This is a genomic window from Pseudomonas sp. X4, from assembly GCF_040784925.1.
Lineage (GTDB): Bacteria > Pseudomonadota > Gammaproteobacteria > Pseudomonadales > Pseudomonadaceae > Aquipseudomonas > Aquipseudomonas putida_Z.
In genome coordinates this window covers 803,073-828,951 of record NZ_CP160798.1, presented here as the reverse complement: position 1 = coordinate 828,951, position 25,879 = coordinate 803,073, and the positions used below count along the sequence as shown (strand labels likewise).

The 25,879-nt window shown below is 67.0% G+C and carries 3 protein-coding genes; all 3 read left to right on the top strand.

The features are described from left to right. The first annotated feature begins 399 nt into the window (after positions 1–399). Entirely contained in the window at positions 400–6,867 is a 6,468-nt protein-coding gene (locus ABX298_RS03520) for an amino acid adenylation domain-containing protein (protein ID WP_367394083.1), read from the top strand. A gap of 1 nt (position 6,868) precedes the next feature. Further along, the gene (locus ABX298_RS03515; protein WP_367394082.1) at positions 6,869–14,722 is read left to right on the top strand and encodes an amino acid adenylation domain-containing protein; all 7,854 of its coding nucleotides are present in this window, start codon (positions 6,869–6,871) and stop codon (positions 14,720–14,722) included. Positions 14,723–16,216: 1,494 nt separating this feature from the next. Beyond that, positions 16,217–25,873, top strand: coding sequence for an amino acid adenylation domain-containing protein (locus tag ABX298_RS03510; RefSeq protein ID WP_367394081.1), 9,657 nt, complete (start codon positions 16,217–16,219; stop codon positions 25,871–25,873). Positions 25,874–25,879 lie beyond the last annotated feature (6 nt).

The following is a 25,879-nucleotide window of genomic DNA, read 5'->3' as shown; positions in this document are numbered from 1 at the left end:
TATTGATGGCAATGCCGGCCTCTTCGCGGGCATGCCCGCTCTCATAGAACAACACATAAATCATCGATTTAGCAGGGCTCTGTGGGAGCGGGCGCGCCCGCGAACACCGGCGTAGCCGGTGCCATACACCGCGTTAGGCCCTTCGCGGGCGCGCCCGCTCCCACAGAGAATGTGACACGCTCTCGAACCTTGTTCTCTATGCAATCTCCCTGCGCGGTCGGTGTGGGAGCTGGCTTGCCGGCGATCACCGGCGCAGCCGGTGCCATACACCGCGTCGCCTGATTCGCGGGCACGCCCGCTCCCACAGGGATGGTGCTGGGCCTAAGGTTGGCGCCACTAAATCACCCCCCCGCACCTTCGTCTGACAGTTACCGCTCGACTGCCAGGACACCGCTCGACATGAATGCCGACCAAACGCTCAAGCTCGCCCGCCGCTTCATCGAACTCAGCCCCGACAAGCGCCGCCTGTTCCTCAAGGCGCTGCAGGGCGAGGGCATGGATTTTTCCGTGCTGCCGATTGCGCCCGGGGTGGAGGTGGCCGAGCGTGACCAGCTGTCGTACGCCCAGCGGCGCATGTGGTTCCTCTGGCAGCTCGACCCGCAAGGTGCGGCGTACAACCTGCCCATGGCCGTGCGCCTGAATGGCCCGCTGGACCTGGCAGCCCTGCAGCACGCCTTCGATGCCCTGGTGGCCCGCCACGAAACCCTGCGTACCCGCTTCGTCGCAGACGGCGATGACGTGCGCCAGCAGGTCGATGCCAGTGCCGCCCCGTTGCAGCTGCACCAGGATGCCCTGGCCGGCCTGGACGAAGGCGCCCGTCAGGCCGCCATCGAAACCATCGCCGAAGCCGAAGCCCTGGCCCCCTTCGACCTGGCCAGCGGCCCGCTGCTGCGTGTGCGCCTGCTGCAACTGGCGGCACAGGAGCACATCCTGCTGCTCACCCTGCACCACATCGTCGCCGACGGCTGGTCGATGAACGTGCTGATCGACGAATTCCTGCACCTGTACGACGCCGCCGTGGCCGGCAGCGAAGCCCGCCTGGAACCCCTGGCGATCCAGTACCGCGACTACGCCCTGTGGCAGCGCAGCTGGCTCCAGGCCGGTGAGCAGGAGCGCCAGCTGGCCTACTGGCAGGCGCGCCTGGGCGATGACCATTCGCCGCTGGAGCTGCCACTGGACCGCAGCCGCCAGGGCCGCCCCAGCTATCGCGGCGCACGTCACGAGTTCCCTATCGCAGCAGATGTCGCCGAACGCCTGCGCGGCCTGGCACGCAAGCATAACGTCACCCTGTTCATGGTCCTGCTGGCCGCCTTCAAGCTGCTGCTGCAGCGTTACAGCGGCCAGTCGGCGATCCGTGTCGGCGTGCCCATCGCCAACCGCAACCGCTCCGAAAGCCAAGGGCTGATCGGCTGCTTCATCAATACCCAGGTACTGCACACCGAAATCGACCCACTGCTGGACATCACCGGCCTGCTCCAGCGCGTGCGCGAAACCGCCGTAGGCGCGCAAAGCCACCAGGACCTGCCGTTCGAGCAACTGGTCGAAGCCCTGGACCTGCCGCGCAGCAGCGAGAGCCCGCTGTTCCGCGTGCTGTTCAACCACCAGGCGCAGGTGGCGGATGTGCAAGCCATCGAGACCCGCTCCGGCCTGAGCCTGGCGCCTGTCGTGCTGGCAAAGCACAGCGCCCGCTTCGACCTGGCGCTGGACACCCATGAGCGAGCGGGGCAGCTGCACGCAGCGTTCACCTATGCGACCGACGTGTTCGATACGGCCACCGTCGAAGCCCTTGGCGAGCAGTGGCTGGCGCTGGTGCAGGCATTGGCCGACGAAGCGGGTGGCGCAGTCGGCGAGTTGCCATTGCCAGGCCTGGCCCCTGCCATTGGCGCGCCTGCGCAGGCTGACGCAACGCTGCTGGTCCACCAGCGCTTTGCCGCCGCCGTCAGCCGCCACCCCGAACGCACGGCGGTGATGGCTGCGGGCGAGCAGGCCAGCTTCGCCGAACTCGATGCCCGCGCCGAGGCCATTGCAGGCCGGCTGGTGGAAGCCGGAGCAGGGCCGGACACACTGGTCGGCGTGCTGGCCGACCGCAGTGTCGGCATGCTCGCCAGTATCCTCGGCGTGCTCAAGGCCGGTGGCGCCTACCTGCCACTGGAGCCCGAGCAGCCAGCCGAGCGCTTGGCCTACATGCTTGCCGACAGCGGCACGCGTCTGGTACTGGCGCCCGGTAACTGGCAGGCCGAACTGCCCGAGGGCGTGCAGCGCCTGGACTGGGCGCAAGCCGGCAACGGCAGCGCCGCCCGCATCGCCCCGGCGCCGGCCAACCTGGCCTACGTGATCTACACCTCCGGCACCACCGGCCAGCCCAAGGGCGTGGCGATCAGCCACGGCGCCCTGGCCAATTACGTAGAAGGCATCGCCGCGCGCCTGCCGCTCGAGCGTATCCGAAGCATGGCCCAGGTCTCGACCCCGGCTGCCGACCTCGGCCACACCATGCTGTTCGGTGCCTTGTGCGGCGGCCATACCCTGCATTTGCTGCTACGCGAGCAGGTGCTGGATGCCGAAGGCTTTGCGGCCTACCTGGCCGAGCACCAGGTAGACGCGCTGAAGATCGTACCGTCGCACCTGGAAGCCATGTTGGTGGCTGGCCGCTCGGCGCTGCCGGCACAGTGCCTGGTGCTCGGCGGCGAGGCCATCAGCCCGAGCCTGCTGGGCAAGGTCCGCAACCTGGCCCCGGCGCTCAAGGTGTTCAACCACTACGGCCCGACCGAAACCACCGTCGGTGTGCTGGTCGCCGAACTGAACGAGCAGGCCAGCCTCGGCCAGCCCCTGGCCAACACCCGCGTCGCGGTGCTCGACCGCTGCCTGCAACCCCTGCCGGCCCAAGCCAAGGGCGAGCTGTACATCGGTGGCGCCGGCCTGGCCCGTGGCTACCTGAACCGCCCGGCACTCACCGCCGAGCGCTTCGTCCCCGACCCGAACGGCAGCCACGGCCAGCGCCTGTACCGCAGCGGTGACTGGGTTCGCCAAGGCAGCGACCTGCAGTTCGCCGGGCGCATGGATGGCCAGGTGAAGATCCGTGGCTATCGCGTGGAACTGGCCGAAATCGAAAACCAGCTGCGTGCCCTGGGCGGTGTCGCCAATGCCCTGGTGCGCGTGCATGGCCAGGCGCCGCAACTGCAGCTGGCTGCCTGGCTGGTGCCCAGCCAGATGCCGGCCGACAGCCTGGCCTGGCAGGAATCGATCCGCGCCAGCCTCAAGAGCCTGCTGCCCGAGCACATGGTGCCGACCCACCTGATAGTGCTGGAGCACCTGCCGGTCACGGTCAACGGCAAGGTCGACGTCAAGGCGCTGCCGGAGCCCGTCGCCACCCAAGTGGCCTATCAAGCGCCGCAGACCCCGCTGCAAACGCAATTGGCGCAGATCTGGGCGCAAGTCCTGCAAGTACCGCAGGTAGGCCTGGGCGACAACTTCTTTGCCCTTGGCGGCCATTCGCTGCTGGCCACCCAGGCGGTATCGCGGATACGCAAGCAGCTGGGCGTGGATATTCCGCTGCGCAGCCTGTTCGACACCGTCGACCTGCAGGCCTTTGCCCAGGCAGTGGCCGAAGGGGAGCAGGGCGCAGGCCTGGACATCGAGATCCTCGACCGCCAGCAACCGCTGCCGGTGTCCCGCTCGCAAAACCGCCAGTGGCTGTTCTGGAAGCTCAACCCCGAAAGCCTGGCCTACAACACGCCGATGGCCGTGCGCATGCAGGGCCACCTCGACCACTGCGCCGTGCAGGCTGCGCTGGATGCCTTGGTAATCCGCCACGAATCGTTGCGCACGGTGTTCGTCGAGGCCGACGGCCTGCCTTGGCAGCGCATCCTGCCGGCTGCCACGGTAGCGATCGGCTTCGAAGACCTCACTGGCCAGGACCACGCCGCGCAGATGCGCAAGCTGGAAGCCGAAGCCTTCGTCCCGTTCGATCTGGAGCGCGGCCCGCTGCTGCGTGCACGGCTGTTCAAGGTGCATGCGCAGGAGCACCTGCTGTCGCTGACCTTGCACCATATTGTCTCCGATGGCTGGTCGATGAGCCTGCTGGTGCGGGAGTTCGCCGCCGCCTACAACGCCGCCGCCACGGGCCAGGCGCAAACCATCGAGCCACTGCCGGTGCAGTACGCCGACTTCGCCGCCTGGCAGCGCAAGTGGCTGGCCGAGGGGCAGATGCAGGCGCAGATCGACTACTGGAAGGCCCGCCTGGAAGATGACTTCGAAGTGCTGGAACTGCCTGCCGACCGCATTCGCCCGCAGGTCAAAAGCTACCAGGGCAGCCGCTTCGACGTGCGCCTGCCACAGGCCCTCACCGAGCGCCTGCGAGCACTGGCGGTGGCATCCAACGCCACGCTGTTCCATGTGTTCCTGGCGGCCTATGCCATCGTGCTGTCGCGCTACAGCCGCAAGGGCACGCTCAACATCGGCGTGCCGGTCACCAACCGCAACCGCCTGGAGCTGGAAGGGCTGATCGGCTTCTTCATCAACGTGGTGGTGGCCCGTATCAGTGTCGATGGTAGCCAGCCTTTCGCGCAGTTGCTGGCGGCAATCAAGGAAACCACCTTGCAGGCCCAGGCCAACAAGGACGTGCCGTTCCTCGAGGTAGCCGAGGCGCTGTACCCCGACCGTGGCCAAGGTGTGAACCCGTTCTTCCAGGTGCTGTACAACCACCTGCGCGATCTTGGCGAGCAGGTATCCAGCGATGCCCTGCACGGCCTGCAGGTCAAGGAAGTGGACCTGCTGGAGCCGGGCGCGCAGTACGACATTTCGCTCAATACCCTGGAGCGCTCCGACGGCGTGACTGCCTCGTTCAACTATTCCACCGACCTGTTCGATGCCGCACGTATCGAGCGCATGGCCGGGCATTGGCAAGCACTGCTGGAAGCCATTTGCGCCGAGCCACAGCGCTGCATTGCCGAGCTGGACTTCCTTGGCAGTGCCGAACGCCAGCAGCTGACCCACGGCTGGAACCCGGCGCCCCAGGCTGGCAGCGGCTTGTGTGCGCACCAGCTGCTGTCACTCCAGGCCCACGAGCGGCCGGATGCGCTGGCGCTGATCTTCGACGACCAGCAGATGACCTACGCCGAACTGGACCGCAGTAGCAACCAGCTGGCCCACCGCCTGCGGGCGCTGGGCGTGGGGCCGGACTGCCTGGTTGGCGTGGCTGTCGAGCGCGGCCTGGGCATGGCCCTGGCGCTGATCGCCATTCACAAGGCGGGTGGCGCCTATGTGCCGCTGGACCCGGACTACCCGCAAGAACGCCTGGCCTACATGGTCGAGGACAGCAATATTGGCCTGCTGCTGGCCGACGCGCCCTCGCGTGAGCGCCTGCAACTGGGCAAGCAACTGCCCTGCGTGGTACTGGAGCCGGGCACCGAGTGGCTGCACGCCTGGCCCGCCGAACCGCTGGCCAACCTGGCGGCACCGCACAACCTCGCCTACGTCATCTACACCTCCGGCTCCACCGGCATGCCCAAGGGCGTGGCCATCGACCACCAGGCCCTGTCGCTGTTCTGCCAGGTGGCCGGCGACTATTCGCGCCTCAGCCCGGGCGATCGCGTGCTGCAGTTCGCCACCATCAGCTTCGATGGCTTCATCGAGCAGTTCTTCCCGCCGCTGGCCCAGGGCGCCTGTGTGGTGCTGCGCGACCTGCGGCTGTGGGACACCGCCACCCTGCTGGATGAGATCAACCGCCACGGCGTGACCGTGGCCGACCTGCCGGCGGCCTACTGGCGCCTGCTGGCGCTGGAGCGCCGCGCCCCCGAGGCCTACGGCCGGCTTAAGCAGATTCACGTGGGGGGAGAGGCGGTACCGGAAGATGCCCTGCGCGCCTGGCTGGCCGACGGCCCGCCAGCGGTGCGCCTGCTGAACACCTACGGCCCGACCGAAGCTACCGTGGTCGCCACCACCTACGACTGCTCGCAGATGACCGTGGAGCAGATCAGCCAGGGCGGCGTGCCGATCGGCCGTGCCTTGCCGGGGCGTACCCTGCATGCCTTGGACGATGGCCTGGCGCCGACGCCGGTGGGCGTGCCCGGCGAGCTGTTCATCGGCGGGGCAGGGTGCCTGGCGCGCGGTTATCACCAGCGTCCGTCACTCACCGCCGAGCGTTTCATCCCCGACCCGTTCGACCCGGTTGGCGGTGGCCGCCTGTACCGCACCGGCGACCTCGGCTGCTACGACGAAAACGGCCAGCTGGCCTATCGCGGCCGGGTCGACCACCAGGTGAAGGTGCGCGGCTTCCGTATCGAGCTGGGCGAGATCGAGCAGTACCTGCGGGCGCACCCGGACGTTCGCGAAGCCACCGTGCTGGCCATCGACCTGCCCAGTGGCAAGCAGCTGTGCGCCTATGCGGTGCCCGCCGAAGGTTACCGCGGCGATCTGCGCCAGGCCCTGAAGCAGTACCTCAAGGCCAGCCTGCCGGACTACATGATCCCGGCCTACCTGGTGACCCTGGCGAGCATGCCGCTGACCCCCAGCGGCAAACTCGACCGCAAGGCCCTGCCACTGCCCGACCCGAACCAGCCACAGCATGACTACCAGGCGCCGCAGAGCGAGCGGCAGCAGCAACTGGCGAACATCTGGGCGCAGTTGCTGAACGTTGCCCGGGTCGGCCTGAACGACAACTTCTTCGAGCTGGGCGGCCACTCCTTGCTGGCGGCCCAGGCAGTGTCGCGGATCAACGTCGAACTGGGGCTGGACATACCCCTGCGGCTGATCTTCAGCCACCCCGAACTGCGCGCGTTCGCCCAGGCACTGGACGAGCAGGGCCTGTCGCTCTCCGACGATGGCCTGAGCGATATCGAACAAATGATGAATGCATTCACAGAGGCCTGACATGGAACTCACTGCCGCACAACGCATCGCCCAACGTTTCGTTGGCCTCCCTGTGGAGCAACGCCAGCAGATCCTGGAAAAGATGCAGGCCACCGGGCAGAGCTTCCGCCTGCTGCCCATCGTACCCGCGCGCCAGGGCCTGGCGCGTATTCCGCTGTCGTACGCCCAGCAACGCCTGCTGTTTCTCTGGCAGCTGGAGCCCGACAGCCCGGCCTACAACGTGCCGATGGCAGTACGCCTGAAGGGCGCGCTGGACCAGGCGGTGCTGCAGCAGGCGCTGGATGCGCTGGTGCAACGCCACGAGTCGCTGCGCACGCGCTTCGCCTCGGAGGAGGGCGAGTTCTACCAGGAAATCCTCGAGCACTGCCCGCTGGCGCTGGAACGGGTGATGTTCGACGGTGCCGCCGACGAGGCAGCGCTGAGCGTGGCCGTGGACGCCGCCCTCAAGCAGCCCTTCGACCTGCTGGCCGGCCCGCTGCTGCGGGTGACCCTGCTGCGCGTGGCCGCCGATCACCACGTGCTGGCGCTGAGCATGCACCACATCATCTCCGACGGTTGGTCCAGCGATGTGCTGGTGCAGGAATTCATCCAGCTGTACAGCGCCCTGGCCGAAGGCCGGCAGGCCGAGTTGCCGGCCTTGCCGATCCAGTACGCCGACTACGCCATCTGGCAGCGCGCCTGGCTCGAGGCCGGTGAAGCGCAGCGCCAGCTGGCCTACTGGCAGGCCCAGTTGGGCGACGAGCAGCCGGTGCTGAGCCTGCCGCTGGACTTCGAGCGCCCGGCCACGCCCAGCCAGCGTGGCGCGGTGGTGCGCGTGGACATCGGCGCCGAACAGGCCGAGGCCCTGCGCAGCCAGGCGCGCAAGGGTGGCCACACGTTGTTCGTGCTGGTACTGACGGCCATGGCGGTGGTGCTGTCGCGCTACAGCGGCCAGGCCGACATCCGCATCGGCGCCCCGAACGCCGGGCGCAACCGCAAGGAGCTGGAAGGCCTGATCGGCTTCTTCATCAACACCCAGGTGCTGCGCGTGCAGGTGGACGAGCGCGCCACCTTCGCCGCGCTGCTGGAGCAGGTCAAAGACGTGATCGGCGGCGCCCAGTCGCACCAGGAACTGCCGTTCGAGCACCTGGTCGATGCCTTGCTGCCCGAGCGCAACCTGGCCCACAACCCACTGTTCCAGTTCAAGATCAACCAGCACGTGGCCGCCAGCGATGCAGGGCGCAAACGCTTGGGCGCGCTGGAGGTGGAAGGCTTTGCCCGTGACGGTGGCGATGCCCGCTTCGACCTGGCGTTCGACTTCTCCGACAAGGCCGACGGCATCGAAGGCTACTTCACTTACGCCACCGACCTGTTCGAGCAGGCCACCATCGAACGCATGGCCGCTTCGCTGCGCCAGGTGCTGGATGCGCTGATCCGTGACCCTCAGCAGGCGATCGTCGACAGCCCGCAAGTGGCGACGCTGCTGCCGGCAGCCACGCAGGCCTACCCGCACGGCAACTTCCTCGCTTTGTGGCGCCAGGCAATGGCGCAAGGCCAGGCCCACGGCGGTGTGCGTGCCGGTGACCGGTTCATGACCCAGGCCGGGCTGGAGGCGGCGTCCAACCGCCTGGCCGACTACCTGCGTCAGCACGGCGTCGGTGCCGGCAGCATCGTCGCCCTGTGCCTGCCGCGCTCCATCGAGTGGGTCGGCGCCTTGCTCGCGGTGCTCAAGACCGGCGCCGCCTATCTGCCGCTGGACACCCAGCAACCGCCGGAGCGCCTGCAGCAACTGATTGCCGACAGTGGCGCCGCCGTACTCCTGCATGAGCCGGGCGACCAGCGCTTCGCCGGCCTGGACGGCGTGCAGCTGATTGCCTGCGATCACACCGCCTGGGCAACCTGCAGCGACAGCCCGGTCGAGGTGGCCATCGCCGCCGAACAACCGGCCTATCTGATCTACACCTCGGGCTCGACCGGCCAGCCGAAAGGCGTGGTAGTCAGCCACGGGGCGCTGGCCAGCTACACCCAGGCGGTGCTGGAGCGCCTGCAACTGCCGGCCGCGGCGAGCATGGCGATGGTGTCCACCACCGCGGCCGACCTGGGCCACACCGTGCTGTTCGGTGCCTTGGCCTCGGGCCGCCTGCTGCACCTGTTGCCACAGGAACTGGCGTTCGACCCGGATGGCTTCGCCAGCTACATGGCGCAGCACCAGGTCGGCGTGCTCAAGCTGGTGCCGAGCCACCTGCAAGGCTTGTTGCAAGCGGCCCGCGCCGCCGATGTGCTGCCCGCCGAGGCATTGATCCTGGGTGGTGAGGCATGCAGCTGGGGCCTGTTGGAAAAAATCCGCGAACTGCGCCCGGCCTGCCGGGTCATCAACCACTACGGCCCGACCGAAACCACTGTCGGCGTGCTCACCTTCGAGCCGGGGCAGCCGCTGCCAGGTTGCCGCACGGTGCCGGTCGGGCGCCCGCTGGGCAACGCCTGCGCCCAGGTGCTGGATGGCTACCTCAACCCGTTGGCGGCGCAGGTGCCCGGTGAGCTTTACCTGGGCGGGCAAGGCGTCGCCCAGGGCTACCTGGGCCAGCCAGCGTTGACCGCCGAACGCTTCGTGCCGACCGAGGGTGGTGCCCGCCTGTACCGCACCGGTGATCGCGCGCGGCTGACTGCCGATGGCCTGGTCGAGTTCATCGGCCGTGCCGACGACCAGGTGAAGATTCGTGGCTATCGCGTGGAGCCAGGTGAAGTCGGCCGGGTGCTGGCCGGCCTGCCCCGTGTCAGCGAGGCCGTGGTGCTGGCCTTGCCACTGGAAGGTGACGCCGAGCGCTTGCAGCTGGTGGCCTACGGTGTGGCCGACGCAGGCGTGACCGTGCAGCAACTGCAGGCGCAATTGCAGGCACGCCTGCCGGACTACATGGTGCCGGCGCAGATACTGCTGCTGGAGCGCCTGCCACTGACCGCCAACGGCAAGCTCGACAAGCGTGCCTTGCCGGCACCAGGCGCGGTCAGCCGTGGCTATGTGGCGCCGCAAGGCGATATCGAGGAGAAGCTGGCCGCAGTGTGGGCCGATGTGCTCAAGCTGGAGCAGGTCGGCAGCACCGACAACTTCTTCGAACTGGGCGGCGACTCGATCCTCAGTCTGCAGATCATCGCCCGGGCCAAACGCCAGGGCATCAGGATCACCCCCAAGCAGTTGTTCGAACAACAGACCATCGCCCAGCTGGCCCAGGTAGCCAAGCGCATCGAGGCCAAGCAAGCGGTTGCGGCCGCAGCCGTGGACACCGCCACCAGCGGCGAGGTGGCGTTGCTGCCGGCCCAGGCGCGTTTCTTCGAGATGGAGATCGCCCAGCCGGCGCATTGGAACCAATCGGTGCTGCTCAAGCCGGCCAGCCCGGTGCAGGTGCAACACCTGGAGGCAGCCCTGCGCGCCGTGGTCGAGCAGCACGATGCCCTGCGCCAGCGCTTCAGCCGTGGCGAAAGCCAGTGGCAGGCGCGCTTCCAGCCGCTGGACAATGCACCACTGCTGCGCCAGCGCAACCTGGCCGCACTGAATGAGCTGGACGCCGCCGGCAACCAGGTGCAGGCCAGCCTGAACCTGGAGCACGGGCCGCTGCTGCGTGCCGAACTGTTCGATTTCGCCGATGGCCAGCAGCGCCTGCTGCTGGTGGTCCATCACCTGGTGGTCGACGGTGTGTCGTGGCGGGTGTTGCTGGAAGACCTGCAAGCGGCCTACCGGCAATTGCTGAACGGCCAGGCCGTGAGCCTGCCCGCCAAGACCACCTCGGTGAAGACCTGGGCCGAGCGCCTGGCCAGCCATGCCGGCAGCCCCGCATTGCAAGCACAGCACGACTACTGGCTGCAGGCGCTGGCCGGCGACCACGCCGAACTGCCGCGTGACAACCCGCAGGGCAGCCTGGCCAACACCCATGCCCGTACCGCCGCCACACGGCTGGATGCCGAGCGCACCGCCAAGCTGCTGAAGCAGGCCCCGGCGGCCTACCGCACGCAGATCAACGACCTGCTGCTGACCGCGCTGGCGCGCACCCTGTGCCAGTGGAGCGCACAGGACAACGTGCAGGTACTGCTGGAGGGCCATGGCCGCGAAGACCTGTTCGACGACCTCGACCTCAGCCGAACCGTGGGCTGGTTCACCAGCCTGTTCCCGGTGCGCCTCACACCCGGCCAGGACCTTGGCCAGTCGATCAAGGCGATCAAGGAGCAACTGCGCGGCGTGCCGGACAAAGGCCTCGGCTACGGCTTGCTGCGTTACTTCGGCGACGCTGAAGTGCGTGACCGGCTCGAGCGTGCCGCCCAGGCCCGTGTCACCTTCAACTACCTGGGCCAGTTCGATGCCAGCTTCGATGCCGAGGCCGGCGCCCTGTTCACCCCGAGCGGGGAAAGCGCAGGCCGTACCCAATGTGCCGGCGCACAACTGGGCAACTGGCTGAGCATCACCGGCCAGGTGTACGGCGGCGAGCTGTTCCTGGAGTGGACCTACAGCGCCGACGTTCATCACCCGGCCACCATCGAGAAGCTGGCCCAGGCCTACGGGCAGGCCTTGGCAGAGCTGGTCGAGCACTGCTGCGATGCGCGGCACCAGGGCGTGACGCCGTCGGACTTCCCGCTGGCTGAGCTGACCCAGGCGCAACTGGACAGCCTGCCGCTGGAGGCCGGGCAGATCGCCGATGTGTACCCGCTGTCACCCATGCAGCAGGGCATGTTGTTCCACACCCTTTACGACCAGCAGGCCGGCAACTACATCAACCAGCTGCGCGTGGATGTGGATGGGCTGGATGTGCAGCGTTTCCAGCAGGCCTGGCAGGCCACACTCGATGCCCACGACATCCTGCGCAGCGGTTTCATCCTGCAGGGCGAACTGGAGCAGGCCGTACAGGTGGTACGCAAGGCTGTCGAATTGCCGTGCAGCGAGCATGACTGGCGTGGCCAGCCGGCGCTGGAGCAGGCATTGCAGGCCCTGGCCGAGGGTGAGCGCCAGCGCGGCTTCGACCTTGCTGCCGCGCCGCTGCTGCGCCTGGTACTGGTACGCACGGGCGATACCCGCCACCACCTGATCTACACCAACCACCACATCCTGATGGACGGCTGGAGCACCTCGCGCCTGTTGGGCGAAGTGCTCCAGCGCTATGCCGGCCTGGCGCCGCAGGCACCGGCCACGCACTACCGCGACTACATCGCCTGGCTGCAGGGTCAGGACGGGGCCGTTGCCGAAGCCTTCTGGAAAGCCCAGCTTGCGGGCCTGGACGAGCCGACCCGCCTGGCCCAGGCCATCGCCGGCAGTGCAGGCACAAGCGGTAGCGGTCATGGCGACCACCGCCTGGCCTTCGACCCTGAGCAGACCGCACGCATCGAAGCCTTCGCCCGGGCCAACCGGGTCACGGTCAACACCTTGGTGCAATCGGCCTGGCTGCTGCTGTTGCAGCGCTGCACCGGCCAGACCAGCGTGTGCTTCGGCGCCACGGTCGCCGGCCGCCCGGCAGACCTGCCGGGGGTGGAGGAACAGATCGGCCTGTTCATCAACACCTTGCCGGTGATCGGCACCCCGCGTGCCGAGCAGACCGTGGCCGAGTGGATCGGCCAGGTGCAGGCCGGCAACCTGGCCGTGCGCGAGTTCGAGCACACCCCTCTGTACGATGTGCAGCGCTGGGCGGGGCAGGGCGGTGACGCCTTGTTCGACAGCATCCTGGTGTTCGAGAACTACCCGGTGGCCGAGGCGCTGCAACAGGGCGCGCCCGGTGGCCTGCGCTTCGGCGACGTGGCCGTGCAGGAGCAGACCAACTACCCGCTGACCCTGGTGGTGGAACTGGGCACCACGCTGTCGATGCAGTACAGCCACGACCGTGCGCTGTGGAGCGACGAGAGCGTTGGCCGCCTGGCTGGCTACTTTGCCAACCTGCTGCAGGCGCTGACGGAGAATGCTGACGCGGTGATTGGCGAGCTGCCAATGCTGGGGCTGCCAGAACAGCGACAGATGGTCGAAGGCTGGAACGAAACCCAGGCGACGTACCCGGACGAGCGCAGCATCCATCAGCTGATCGAGGCCCAGGTGTTCGCCACCCCGGACGCACCGGCGCTGGCCTTTGGCGAGCAGACCCTGAGCTATGCCGAGCTCAACCGCCGCAGCAACCAGCTGGCGCACAAGCTGCGCGAGCAGGGCGTGGGCCCGGATGTGCTGGTGGGCATCGCCATGGAGCGCAGCCTGGAGATGGTCATCGGCTTGCTGGGTATCGTGAAGGCCGGCGGCGCCTATGTGCCGCTGGACCCGGAATATCCCCAGGACCGTCTGAGCTACATGTTCGAGGACAGCGGCATCGCCTTGCTGCTGACCCAGTCGCACTTGCGCGAGACCCTGCCGATCCCGGCCGGCCTGCGCAGCCTGGACCTGGATACCGAGAACTTCGACGGCTACAGCGATGCCAACCCGAATGTCGACGTGGCCCCGCTGAACCTCGCCTACGTGATCTACACCTCCGGCTCCACCGGTCGCCCGAAGGGCGCTGGCAACAGCCATCAGGCGCTGGTCAACCGCCTGTGCTGGATGCAGAAGGCCTACGGGCTGGACGCCAGCGACAGCGTGTTGCAGAAAACCCCGTTCAGCTTCGATGTGTCGGTATGGGAGTTCTTCTGGCCGCTGATGACCGGCGCGCGCCTGGTCATGGCCCAGCCCGGCGCGCACCGCGACCCGCAGTTGCTGGTCGAAACCATCAACCATTACGGCATCAGCACGCTGCACTTCGTGCCGTCGATGCTGCAGGCGTTCATGACCCACGAAGCGGTCGAGAGCTGCGTCAGCCTCAAGCGCGTGGTGTGCAGTGGTGAGGCGTTGCCGGCCGAACTGGCCCGCCAGACCCTGCAACGCCTGCCGGCGGCGGGCCTGTACAACCTGTACGGCCCGACCGAAGCGGCGATCGATGTGACCCACTGGACCTGCCAGCCGGACGAAAGCATCAGCGTGCCGATCGGCCAGCCGATCGACAACCTCAAGACCCACATCCTCGAAGGCAGCCTGCAACCGTCGGTGCGCGGCAGTGCTGGCGAGCTGTACCTCGGTGGTGTCGGCCTGGCCCGTGGTTACCACCAGCGCCCGGCGCTGACCGCCGAACGCTTCGTGCCGGACCCGTTCAGCGACAACGGCGGGCGCCTGTACCGCACCGGCGACCTGGCGCGCTACCGCGCCGATGGTGTGATCGACTATGCCGGGCGCATCGACCACCAGGTGAAGGTCCGCGGCCTGCGCATCGAACTGGGCGAGATCGAGGCGCGTCTATTGGAGCTGCCGAGTGTGCAGGAAGCCGTGGTGCTGGCCCAGGACGGGCCAAGCGGCAAGCAGCTGGTGGGCTATGTGGTGCCTACCGACAGCACGCAAGACGAAGGCGCATTGCGCGACAGCCTGCGCGAGGCGCTGAAGGCCGGTTTGCCGGACTACATGGTGCCGGCGCACCTGCTGCTGCTCGGCAAGCTGCCGGTGACGCCGAACGGCAAGCTGGACCGCAAGGCCCTGCCGCAGCCGGATGCCAGCCAGTCGCAGGGCGAGTACATCGCCCCGCGGAGCGATCTGGAGCAGCAGATCGCGGCGATCTGGGCGGATGTGCTGAAGCTGGAGAGGGTTGGCCTGGGTGACAACTTCTTCGAGATTGGCGGGCACTCCTTGCTGGCCACCTCGGTGATCGTGCGCATCCGGGAGCAAGCGGGGCTAGTGACTGAATTGAAAGAACTCTTCGAGTTCCCGGTGCTGGCTGACTTCAGTCGTCAACTGGAAGCCAGGACGCCCCTGGTCGACTCCACCCAGGACCAGCTGGCCAGATCCCTGGCGCTGCTCGATAGCCTGAGCATGGAAGAGCTCGATGAGCTGATTTCCTGAGGCCCTGATGTAATCCGTGCATGTGGGTAAACCCTTTCCCACAGATATGGAGGCATTCCTTCAGCTGGTGGGGTCCTTGTGGGAGCGGGTTCACCCGCGAAGCAGGCGACGCGGTGGATGGCACCGGCTGCGCCGGTGTTCGCGGGCGCGCCCGCTCCCACAGGTACAGCGCATTCCTTCAGCTGGTGGGGTCCCTGTGGGAGCGGGTTCACCCGCGAAGCAGGCGACGCGGTGGATGGCACCGGCTTCGCCGGTGTTCGCGGGCGCGCCCGCTCCCACAGGTACAGCGCATTCCTTCAGCTGGTGGGGTCCCTGTGGGAGCGGGCATGCCCGCGAAGCAGGCGACGCGGTGGATGGCACCGGCTTCGCCGGTGTTCGCGGGCGCGCCCGCTCCCACAGGTACAGCGCATTCCTTCAGCTGGTGGGGTCCCTGTGGGAGCGGGCATGCCCGCGAAGCAGGCGACGCGGTGGATGGCACCGGCTTCGCCGGTGTTCGCGGGCGCGCCCGCTCCCACAGGTACAGCGCATTCCTTCAGCTGGTGGGGTCCCTGTGGGAGCGGGTTCACCCGCGAAGCAGGCGACGCGGTGGATGGCACCGGCTGCGCCGGTGTTCGCGGGCGCGCCCGCTCCCACAGGTACAGCGCATTCCTTCAGCTGGTGGGGTCCCTGTGGGAGCGGGTTCACCCGCGAAGCAGGCGACGCGGTGGATGGCACCGGCTGCACCGGTGTTCGCGGGCGCGCCCGCTCCCACAGGTACAGCGCATTCCTTCAGCTGGTGGGGTCCCTGTGGGAGCGGGCATGCCCGCGAAGCAGGCGACGCGGTGGATGGCACCGGCTGCGCCGGTGTTCACGGGCGCGCCCGCTCCCACAGGTACGGCGCATTCCTTCAGTTGGTGAGGTCCCTGTGGGAGCGGGCATGCCCGCGAAGCAGGCGACGCGGTGGATGGCACCGGCTACGCCGGTGTTCGCGGGCGCGCCCGCTCCCACAGGTATGGCGCATTCCTTCAGCTGGTGGGGGGGCCTGTGGGAGCGGGCATGCCCGCGAAGCAGGCGACGCGGTGGATGGCACCGGCTGTGCCGGTGTTCGCGGGCGCGCCCGCTCCCACAGGTATGGCGTTTTCCTTCAGCTGGTGGGGCCCTTGTGGGAGCGGGTTCACCCGCGAAGCAGGCGACGCGGTGGATGGCACCGGCTTCGCCGGTGTTCGCGGGCGCGCCCGCTCCCACGGGTACGGCGCAGGTTTCCGAGTCCCACAGAGGCCCTGCCAATGAGTTATGTGCAGTGCCATGGGAAGTGGGTTCGGTGCAGGTATCAGGCTGACGCTGTACATGCACCGGGCGCTGCCTCCCCCGAATTTCCATCTAAATCCATGCCACCACTCAACCGTCTAACTACGGAGGAAATTGATGAGCTGATTTCTTAGGAGATTCCCTGTGCAAGAGCTGCTCGATACGGTCGTATCGTTGTCCACCCAAAAACGTAAGGCGTTGGCAGCCTTGCTCAAGAAACAAGGCGTGAACCTGTACGGTGTCACGCCGATCTTCCCGAGGGATCCTGCAGAGCCGGTGCTGCTTTCCTACGCTCAGCAGCGCCTGTGGATACTGTCGCAATTGGGCGAGGTGGGCAGCGCGTACAACCTCTCGTCCGTCTTGCGTTTCAAAGGCCACCTGGATACCCAAGCCCTGCAGCGCAGTTTCGAGGCCCTGATCGAGCGCCACGAAACGCTGCGTACCACCTTCCACCTGGAAGGGGAGCAGGCGGTTCAGGTGATCCACCCACGTGTCCCTTTCGAACTGGCCGTTGAAGTGCTGGCGCAGGCCGATGACAGCCACCTGCGTCAGCGTGTCGAGGCCGAAGCCCACCTGCCTTTCGACCTGCAGCAGGGCCCGCTGCTGCGTGTGTGCCTGTTGCGCCTGGCAGCAGACGAACATGTGCTGGTGCTGACCCTGCACCACATCGTCTCCGACGGCTGGTCGATGCCGGTAATGGTCAACGAGCTGGTGCAGTTCTACCACGGCCACAGCCAGGGCCAACCCGTGGCGTTGCCGACACTGCCGGTGCAGTACGCCGATTACGCCACCTGGCAGCGCAACTGGATGGAGGCCGGCGAGCAGGAAAGGCAACTGGCCTACTGGACCGCGCAACTGGGGGAAGAGCAGCCCGTGCTGGAGCTGCCCACCGACCGCCCGCGGCCCGCCGTGAGCAGCCATCAGGGCGCACGGGTAAAGGTCGCTCTGGACCAGCAACTGGCCGGGGCGCTCAAGCAGCTGGCCCAGCAGCAGGGCGTGACGCCGTTCATGCTGTTGCTGGCCAGCTTCCAGGCGCTGCTGCACCGCTACAGCGGCCAGCCAGACATCCGCGTCGGTGTACCGGTTGCCAACCGCAACCGGGTCGAGACCGAGCGCCTGATCGGCTTTTTCGTCAACACCCAGGTGCTACGGGCCGAGTTCGACCTGCAGATGACCTTCATTGACCTGCTGCAGCAGGTGAAGCAACGCGCACTGGGTGCCCAGGCCCATCAGGACCTGCCATTCGAGCAGTTGGTCGAGGCCTTGCAGGTCGAGCGCAACCTGGGCCACAGCCCGCTGTTCCAGGTGATGTACAACCACCAGACCCAGGCCAAGGGCGAGCGCCGTAGCCTGCAAGGGCTGCAGATGGAAGAGCTGGTCTGGGACAGCCACACCGCCAAGTTCGACCTGACCCTGGATACCTTCGAGCACGAGCAGGGCATTGGCGCGGCACTGACCTACGCCACCGACCTGTTCGACGCGGCGACCATCGAGGGCATGGCCCGGCATTGGCTGAACCTGCTGCAGGGGATCGTATGCGAGCCTGGGCAGCGGGTTGCCGACCTGCCGCTGCTGGATGTGCCTGAGCGGCACATCATCGTGCGCGACTGGAACGCAACCGAAGCGGACTTCCCGGCAGGGCAAAGCATCCATCAGCTGATCGAAGCCCAGGTGTTCGCCACCCCGGATGCCCCGGCGCTGGCCTTTGGCGAGCAGACCCTGAGCTATGCCGAGCTCAACCGCCGTAGCAACCAGCTGGCGCACAAGCTACGCGAGCAGGGCGTGGGCCCGGACGTGCTGGTGGGCATCGCCATGGAGCGCAGCCTGGAGATGGTCGTCGGCCTGCTGGGTATCGTGAAGGCCGGTGGCGCCTATGTGCCGCTGGACCCGGAATATCCCCAGGACCGTCTGAGCTACATGTTCGAGGACAGCGGCATCGCCTTGCTGCTGACCCAGTCGCACTTGCGCGAGACCCTGCCGATCCCGGCCGGCCTGCGCAGCCTGGACCTGGATACCGAGAACTTCGACGGCTACAGCGATGCCAACCCGAACATCGACGTGGCCCCGCTGAACCTCGCCTACGTGATCTACACCTCCGGCTCCACCGGTCGCCCGAAGGGCGCTGGCAACAGCCATCAGGCGCTGGTCAACCGGCTGTGCTGGATGCAGAAGGCCTACCGCCTGGACGCCAGCGACAGCGTGTTGCAGAAAACCCCGTTCAGCTTCGACGTGTCGGTGTGGGAGTTCTTCTGGCCGCTGATGACCGGCGCGCGCCTGGTCATGGCCCAGCCCGGCGCGCACCGCGACCCGCAGTTGCTGGTCGAAACCATCAATCATTACGGCATCAGCACGCTGCACTTCGTGCCGTCGATGCTGCAGGCGTTCATGACCCACGAAGCGGTCGAGAGCTGCGTCAGCCTCAAGCGCGTGGTGTGCAGCGGTGAAGCGTTGCCGGCCGAGCTGGCGCGCCAGACCCTGCAACGCCTGCCAGCGGCGGGCCTGTACAACCTGTACGGCCCGACCGAAGCGGCGATCGACGTGACCCATTGGACCTGCCAGCCGGACGAAAGCATCAGCGTGCCGATCGGCCAGCCGATCGACAACCTCAAGACCCACATCCTCGAAGGCAGCCTGCAACCGGCGGTGCGCGGCAGTGCTGGCGAGCTGTACCTCGGTGGTGTCGGCCTGGCCCGTGGTTACCACCAACGCCCGGCGCTGACCGCCGAACGCTTCGTGTCGGACCCGTTCAGCGACAACGGCGGCCGCCTGTACCGCACCGGCGACCTGGCGCGCTACCGCGCCGATGGCGTGATCGACTACGCCGGGCGCATCGACCACCAAGTGAAAATCCGTGGCCTGCGTATCGAACTGGGTGAGATCGAGGCGCGTCTATTGGAACTGCCGAGTGTGCAGGAAGCCGTGGTGCTGGCCCAGGACGGGCCAAGCGGCAAGCAGCTGGTGGGCTATGTGGTGCCTGCCGACAGCACGCAAGACGAAGGCGCATTGCGCGACAGCCTGCGCGAGGCGCTGAAGGCCGGTTTGCCGGACTACATGGTACCGGCGCACCTGCTGCTGCTCGGCAAGCTGCCGGTGACGCCGAACGGCAAGCTGGACCGCAAGGCCCTGCCGCAGCCGGATGCCAGCCAGTCGCAGGGCGATTACATCGCGCCGCAGAGCAATCTGGAGCAGCAGATCGCGGCGATCTGGGCGGATGTGCTGAAGGTGGAGAGGGTCGGCCTCGGCGACCACTTCTTCCTGCAGGGCGGGCATTCTCTGCTGGCAGTTTCGGTGATTGCCCGAATTCGTCAGCACCTGGGGCTAGACGTGCAGTTGCTTACCCTGTTCGAGGCTCCGGTGTTGAGGGACTTTGCCAAACGTGCCGAGCACGGTGAACGGGCACAGGCTGCTGTCATCGAATGCGTGAGCAGGGTTCAGCCGCTAGCGCTTTCCTACGCCCAGCAACGGCAATGGTTCTTGTGGCAATGGGCACCGCACAGTGCCACCTACAACATTCCGGCCGCACTGAAGCTGGCCGGGGCGCTGGATATCGCCGCCCTGCAACAGGCCTTCGGCGCCTTGATCGAGCGTCACGAAACTTTGCGCACCACTTTCCGCCTGGATGGCGAGCAGGCAGTGCAGGTCATTCATGATCAAGTGCCGTTCGAGCTGGCCATCGAGGAGCAGGCGCACGCCGACGAGGCCGCTGTGCGGGCCTGGGTCGAAGCCGAAGCAGGGCAACCGTTCGACCTGGAGCAGGGGCCGCTGCTGCGGGCCCGGCTGCTGCGCCTGGCGGCGGACCAGCACGTGCTGGTGCTGACCCTGCACCATATCGTCGCCGATGGCTGGTCGATGCCGGTGCTGGTCAATGAGCTGGTGCAACTGTATGCGGGCTACAGCCAAGGCCAGGTGCCGACGCTGCCGGCCCTGCCGATCCAGTACGCGGACTTTGCCGTGTGGCAGCGCAACTGGATGGAGGCCGGCGAGCAGGCGCGGCAGCTGGCCTACTGGACCGACCAATTGGGTGATGAGCAACCGGTGCTGGAGCTGCCGTTGGACTATCCGCGCCCGGCAGTACCGAGCCACCAAGGCGCGCGTTGGCCGATTGAGCTGGGCAATGAGCTGGCGGCCAACCTCAAGCGCGTTGCCCAGCAGCAGGGCGTGACGCCGTTCATGCTGTTGCTGGCCAGCTTCCAGACCTTGCTGCATCGCTACTCGGGCCAGGCCGACATCCGTGTTGGTGTGCCCACGGCCAACCGCAACCGGGTCGAGACCGAGCGCCTGATCGGCTTCTTCGTCAACACCCAGGTGCTGCGGGCCGAGTTCGATGTGCAGCTGACGTTCAGCGGGCTGCTGCAACAGGTGCGCCAGCGCACGTTGGGCGCGCAGGCCCACCAGGACCTGCCATTCGAGCAACTGGTCGAAGCCTTGCAGCCTGAGCGCAACCTTGGCCACAACCCGTTGTTCCAGGTGCTGTACAACCACCAGACCGAGCTCAAGGGCAGCCAGCACCGCTTGCCGGGCCTGGAAATGTCCGGCTTGGAGTGGAGCACGAATACAGCCAAGTTCGACCTGTCCCTGGATACATTCGAGCACGAAAAGGGCATCGGGGCTTCGCTGACCTATGCCACCGACCTGTTCGACACCAGCACCATCGAGCGCATGGCGCGGCACTGGGTCAACCTGCTGGAAGCCATCGTGCGCCAACCGAGCCAGCGCATCAGCGAGCTGCCATTGCTGGGCGAGGACGAGCAGCGAGCGGTGCTGCGTGACTGGAACCGCAACACCGTCGCCTTCCCGGATGAGCGAACCATTCATGAGCTGATCGAGGCCCAGGTGGTCGCCGCCCCCGAAGCCCCGGCAGTCACCTTCGGCGAGCAGACCCTGAGCTACGGCGAACTGAACCGCCGGGCCAACCAGCTGGCGCACAAGCTGATCGAGCGCGGTGTCGGCCCGGATGTGCTGGTGGGCATCGCCATGGAGCGCAGCCTGGACATGGTGGTCGGCCTGCTGGGCATTCTCAAGGCCGGTGGTGCCTATGTGCCGCTGGATCCGGAGTACCCGGAAGACCGCCTCAGCTACATGTTCGCCGACAGTGGCATTGCCTTGCTGCTGACCCAGTCGCACCTGCGTGAAGCCCTGCCGATCCCGGTTGGCCTGCACAGCCTGGATCTGGATGTCGAAGACCTGACCGGCTACAGCGATGCCAACCCGACTATCGACGTAGCCCCGCAGAACCTGGCCTACGTGATCTACACCTCCGGCTCCACCGGCAAGCCCAAGGGCACGCTGCTGCCGCACCAGAACGTGGTCCGGCTGTTCGCAGCGCCCCAGGGCTGGTTCCGTTTCGATGCCAGTGACGTGTGGACGGTGTTCCACTCCTATGCCTTCGACTTCTCGGTATGGGAGCTGTTCGGCGCGCTGTTGTATGGCGGCCGGGCGGTGATGGTGGCCAAGGATGTGGCACGTTCCACCGAGGACTTCCATGCGCTGCTGCAGCGCGAGCAGGTGACGGTGCTGAACCAGACGCCGTCGGCGTTCCGTCAGTTGATCCCGGTGGCCTGCGCGGCAGCGCGGCAGGGACAGGGCCTGGCCCTGCGGCATGTGGTGTTCGGCGGTGAAGCGCTGGATGTGAGCAGCCTCGAGCCCTGGTTCGAGGTGTTCGGCGACCAGCAGCCACGGCTGATCAACATGTACGGCATCACCGAAACCACGGTGCACGTGACCTACCGGCCGATCACCCAGGCCGACCTGGCCAAGGGCGCGAGCAGCCCGATCGGCGAGGTGATCCCGGACCTGTCGTGGTACCTGCTGGATGCCGCGCTGAACCCGGTGGCCCCGGGCAGCCACGGCGAACTGGTGATCGGCCAGGCCGGCCTGGCGCGGGGGTATCACGGGCGCCCGGGGCTGACCGCCGAACGCTTCGTGCCGAACCCGTTCGACAGCCAGGGTGGTCGCCTGTACCGCTCGGGCGACCTGGCCCGCTACGGCGGCGCGGGGGTGGTGGAGTACCTGGGGCGGATCGACCATCAAGTGAAGATTCGAGGTTTTCGCATCGAACTGGGCGAGATCGAGGCGCGGCTGCAGGCGCAGGCCAGCGTGGCCCAGGGCGTGGTGCTGGCCCAGGACGGCCCGGGCGGCAAGCAGCTGGTGGGTTATGTGGTGCCTGCCGATGCGGCCGTGATGGCCAGCACCGAGGCCCAGGCTACCGAGCGCGAGGCGCTGCGCACTGCGTTGAAGGCGAGCCTGCCGGACTACATGGTGCCGGCCCACTTGCTGTTCCTGGCGAGGCTGCCGTTGACCGCCAACGGCAAGCTGGACCGCCGTGCATTGCCGCAACCGGACGCCAGCCTGCTGCAAGCGGCATACGTGGCCCCGCAGAGTGAACTGGAACAACAGATCGCGGCGATCTGGGCCGATGTGCTGAAACTGGAGCGGGTAGGCCTTGGCGACAACTTCTTCGAACTGGGTGGGCATTCCCTGCTCGCCGTCCAGGTGATCTCCCGGGTACGTCAGAGCCTGGGCGTGGAGCTGCAGTTGCGCGCGCTGTTCGAAACGTCGAGCCTGGCCGACTTCGCCAGGCTTGCAGCGCAAGGCGAGCAGGCTTGCTCCAGCGTCATTGGGCGGGTTTCCCGGGAGCAGCCGCTGGCGCTTTCCTATGCCCAGCAACGGCAGTGGTTCTTGTGGCAATGGGCACCGCACAGCGCCACTTACAACATTCCGGCCGCACTGAAGCTGGCCGGGGCGCTGGATATCGCTGCTCTGCAACAAGCCTTCGGCGCCTTGATCGAGCGCCACGAAACCCTGCGCACCACCTTCCGCCTGGACGGCGAGCAGGCGGTGCAGGTCATTCATGCCCAGGTACCATTCAAGCTGGCCATCGAGGAGCAGGCAAACGCCGACGAGGCCGCTGTGCGGGCCTGGGTCGAAGCCGAAGCAGGGCAACCGTTCGACCTGGAGCAGGGGCCGCTGCTGCGGGCCGGGCTGCTGCGCCTGGCGGCGGACCAGCACGTGCTGGTGCTGACCCTGCACCATATCGTCGCCGACGGCTGGTCGATGCCGGTGCTGGTCGACGAACTGGTGCAACTGTATGCCGGCTACAGCCAGGGCCAGGTGCCGCAGTTGCCGCCCTTGCCGATCCAGTACGCGGACTTTGCCGTGTGGCAGCGCAACTGGATGGAGGCCGGTGAGCAGGCGCGGCAGCTGGCCTACTGGACCGAACAGTTGGGTGATGAGCAACCGGTGCTGGAGCTGCCGTTGGACCATCCGCGCCCGGCTGTACCGAGCCACCAAGGCGCGCGGTGGCCGATTGAGTTGGGCAATGAGCTGGCGGCCAACCTCAAGCGCGTTGCCCAGCAGCAGGGCGTGACGCCGTTCATGCTGTTGCTGGCCAGCTTCCAGACCTTGCTGCATCGCTACTCGGGCCAGGCCGACATCCGTGTTGGTGTGCCCACGGCCAACCGCAACCGGGTCGAGACCGAGCGCCTGATCGGCTTCTTCGTCAACACCCAGGTGCTGCGTGCTGAGTTCGATGTGCAGCTGACGTTCGGCGAGCTGCTGCAACAGGTGCGCCAGCGCACGTTGGGCGCGCAGGCCCACCAGGACCTGCCATTCGAGCAACTGGTCGAAGCCTTGCAGCCTGAGCGCAACCTTGGGCACAACCCGTTGTTCCAGGTGCTGTACAACCACCAGACCGAGCTCAAGGGCAGCCAGCACCGCTTGCCGGGCCTGGAAATGTCGGGCTTGGAGTGGAGCACGAATACGGCCAAGTTCGACCTGTCCCTGGACACATTCGAGCATGAACAGGGCATCGGGGCTTCGTTGACGTACGCCACCGACCTGTTCGACGCCAGCACCATCGAGCGCATGGCGCGGCATTGGGTCAACCTGCTCGCAGCCATCGTGCGCCAGCCCGGGCAACGCATCAGCGAGCTGCCGTTGCTGGGCGAGGACGAGCAGCAGGCCGTGCTGCGTGACTGGAACCGCAATACCGCCGCCTTCCCGGATGAGCGAACCATTCATGAGCTGATCGAGGCCCAGGTGGCCACCGCCCCCGAGGCCCCGGCAGCCACCTTCGGCGAGCAGACCCTGAGCTACGGCGAACTGAACCGCCGGGCCAACCAGTTGGCGCACAAGCTGATCGAGCGCGGTGTCGGCCCTGATGTGCTGGTAGGCATCGCCATGGAGCGCAGCCTGGACATGGTGGTTGGCCTGTTGGGCATTCTCAAGGCCGGTGGTGCTTATGTGCCGCTGGACCCGGAGTACCCGGAAGACCGCCTGGCCTACATGTTTGCTGATAGCGGCATCACTTTATTGCTGACCCAGGCACATCTGCGTGAGGCACTGCCAATTCCGGCCGCTATCGAGTGCCTGGAGCTGGATGAACAAACTCTGGTCGGCTACAGCGATGCCAACCCGAATATCGAAGTAGCCCCGCAGAACCTGGCCTACGTGATCTACACCTCCGGCTCCACCGGCAAGCCCAAGGGCACGCTGCTGCCGCACCAGAACGTGGTCCGGTTGTTCGCGGCGACCCAGGACTGGTTCCGTTTCGATGCCAGTGACGTGTGGACGGTGTTCCACTCTTACGCCTTCGACTTCTCGGTATGGGAGCTGTTCGGCGCGCTGTTGTATGGCGGCCGGGCGGTGATGGTGGCCAAGGATGTGGCGCGTTCCACCGAGGACTTCCATGCGCTGCTGCAGCGTGAGCAGGTCACGGTGCTGAACCAGACGCCGTCGGCGTTCCGCCAGTTGATCCCGGTGGCCTGCGCGGCAGCGCGGCAGGGGCAGGGCCTGGCCTTGCGGCATGTGGTGTTCGGCGGCGAAGCGCTGGACGTGAGCAGCCTCGAGCCCTGGTTCGAGGTGTTCGGTGACCGGCAGCCACGGCTGATCAACATGTACGGCATCACCGAAACCACGGTGCACGTGACCTACCGGCCGATCACCCAGGCCGACCTGGCCAAGGGTGCGAGCAGCCCGATCGGCGAGGTGATCCCGGACCTGTCGTGGTACCTGCTGGATGCCGCGCTGAACCCGGTGGCCCCGGGCAGCCACGGCGAACTGGTGATCGGCCAGGCCGGCCTGGCGCGGGGGTATCACGGGCGCCCGGGGCTGACCGCCGAACGCTTCGTGCCGAACCCGTTCGACAGCCAGGGTGGTCGCCTGTACCGCTCGGGCGACCTGGCCCGCTACGGCGGCGCGGGGGTGGTGGAGTACCTGGGGCGGATCGACCATCAGGTGAAGATTCGAGGTTTTCGCATCGAACTGGGCGAGATCGAGGCGCGGCTGCAGGCGCAAGCCAACGTGGCCCAGGGCGTGGTGCTGGCCCAGGACGGCCCGGGCGGCAAGCAGCTGGTGGGTTATGTGGTGCCTGCCGATGCGGCCGTGATGGCCAGCACCGAGGCCCAGGCTGCCGAGCGTGAGGCGCTGCGCACTGCGCTGAAGGCGAGCCTGCCGGACTACATGGTGCCGGCCCACCTGCTGTTCCTGGCCAAACTGCCGTTGACCGCCAACGGCAAGCTGGACCGCCGTGCGCTGCCGCAACCGGATGCCAGCCAGTTGCAGCGCGAGTACCTCGCGCCGCAAAGCGAACTGGAGCAACGGATCGCGGCAATCTGGGCCGATGTGCTGAAGCTGGAGCGGGTAGGCCTGGGCGACAACTTCTTCGAACTGGGTGGGCACTCCTTGCTGGCTACCCAGGTCATGGCGCGGCTACAGGTCGAGCTTGGCACGAGCCTGCCCCTGGCGTTGTTGTTCCAGGCGCAAACGCTGCAGGACTACGCAGCAATGATCAATGGCTTGAATACCCATAGCGATGCAGACCTGGATGAACTCCAGGACTTCATGAGCGAGCTTGAGGCAGTCTGAAATGCA

Coding starts and splice junctions, on each gene's coding strand:
- ABX298_RS03520 (WP_367394083.1), top strand. CDS start 400: ATGAATGCCGACCAAACGCTCAAGCTCGCCCGCCGCTTCATCGAACTC.
- ABX298_RS03515 (WP_367394082.1), top strand. CDS start 6,869: ATGGAACTCACTGCCGCACAACGCATCGCCCAACGTTTCGTTGGCCTC.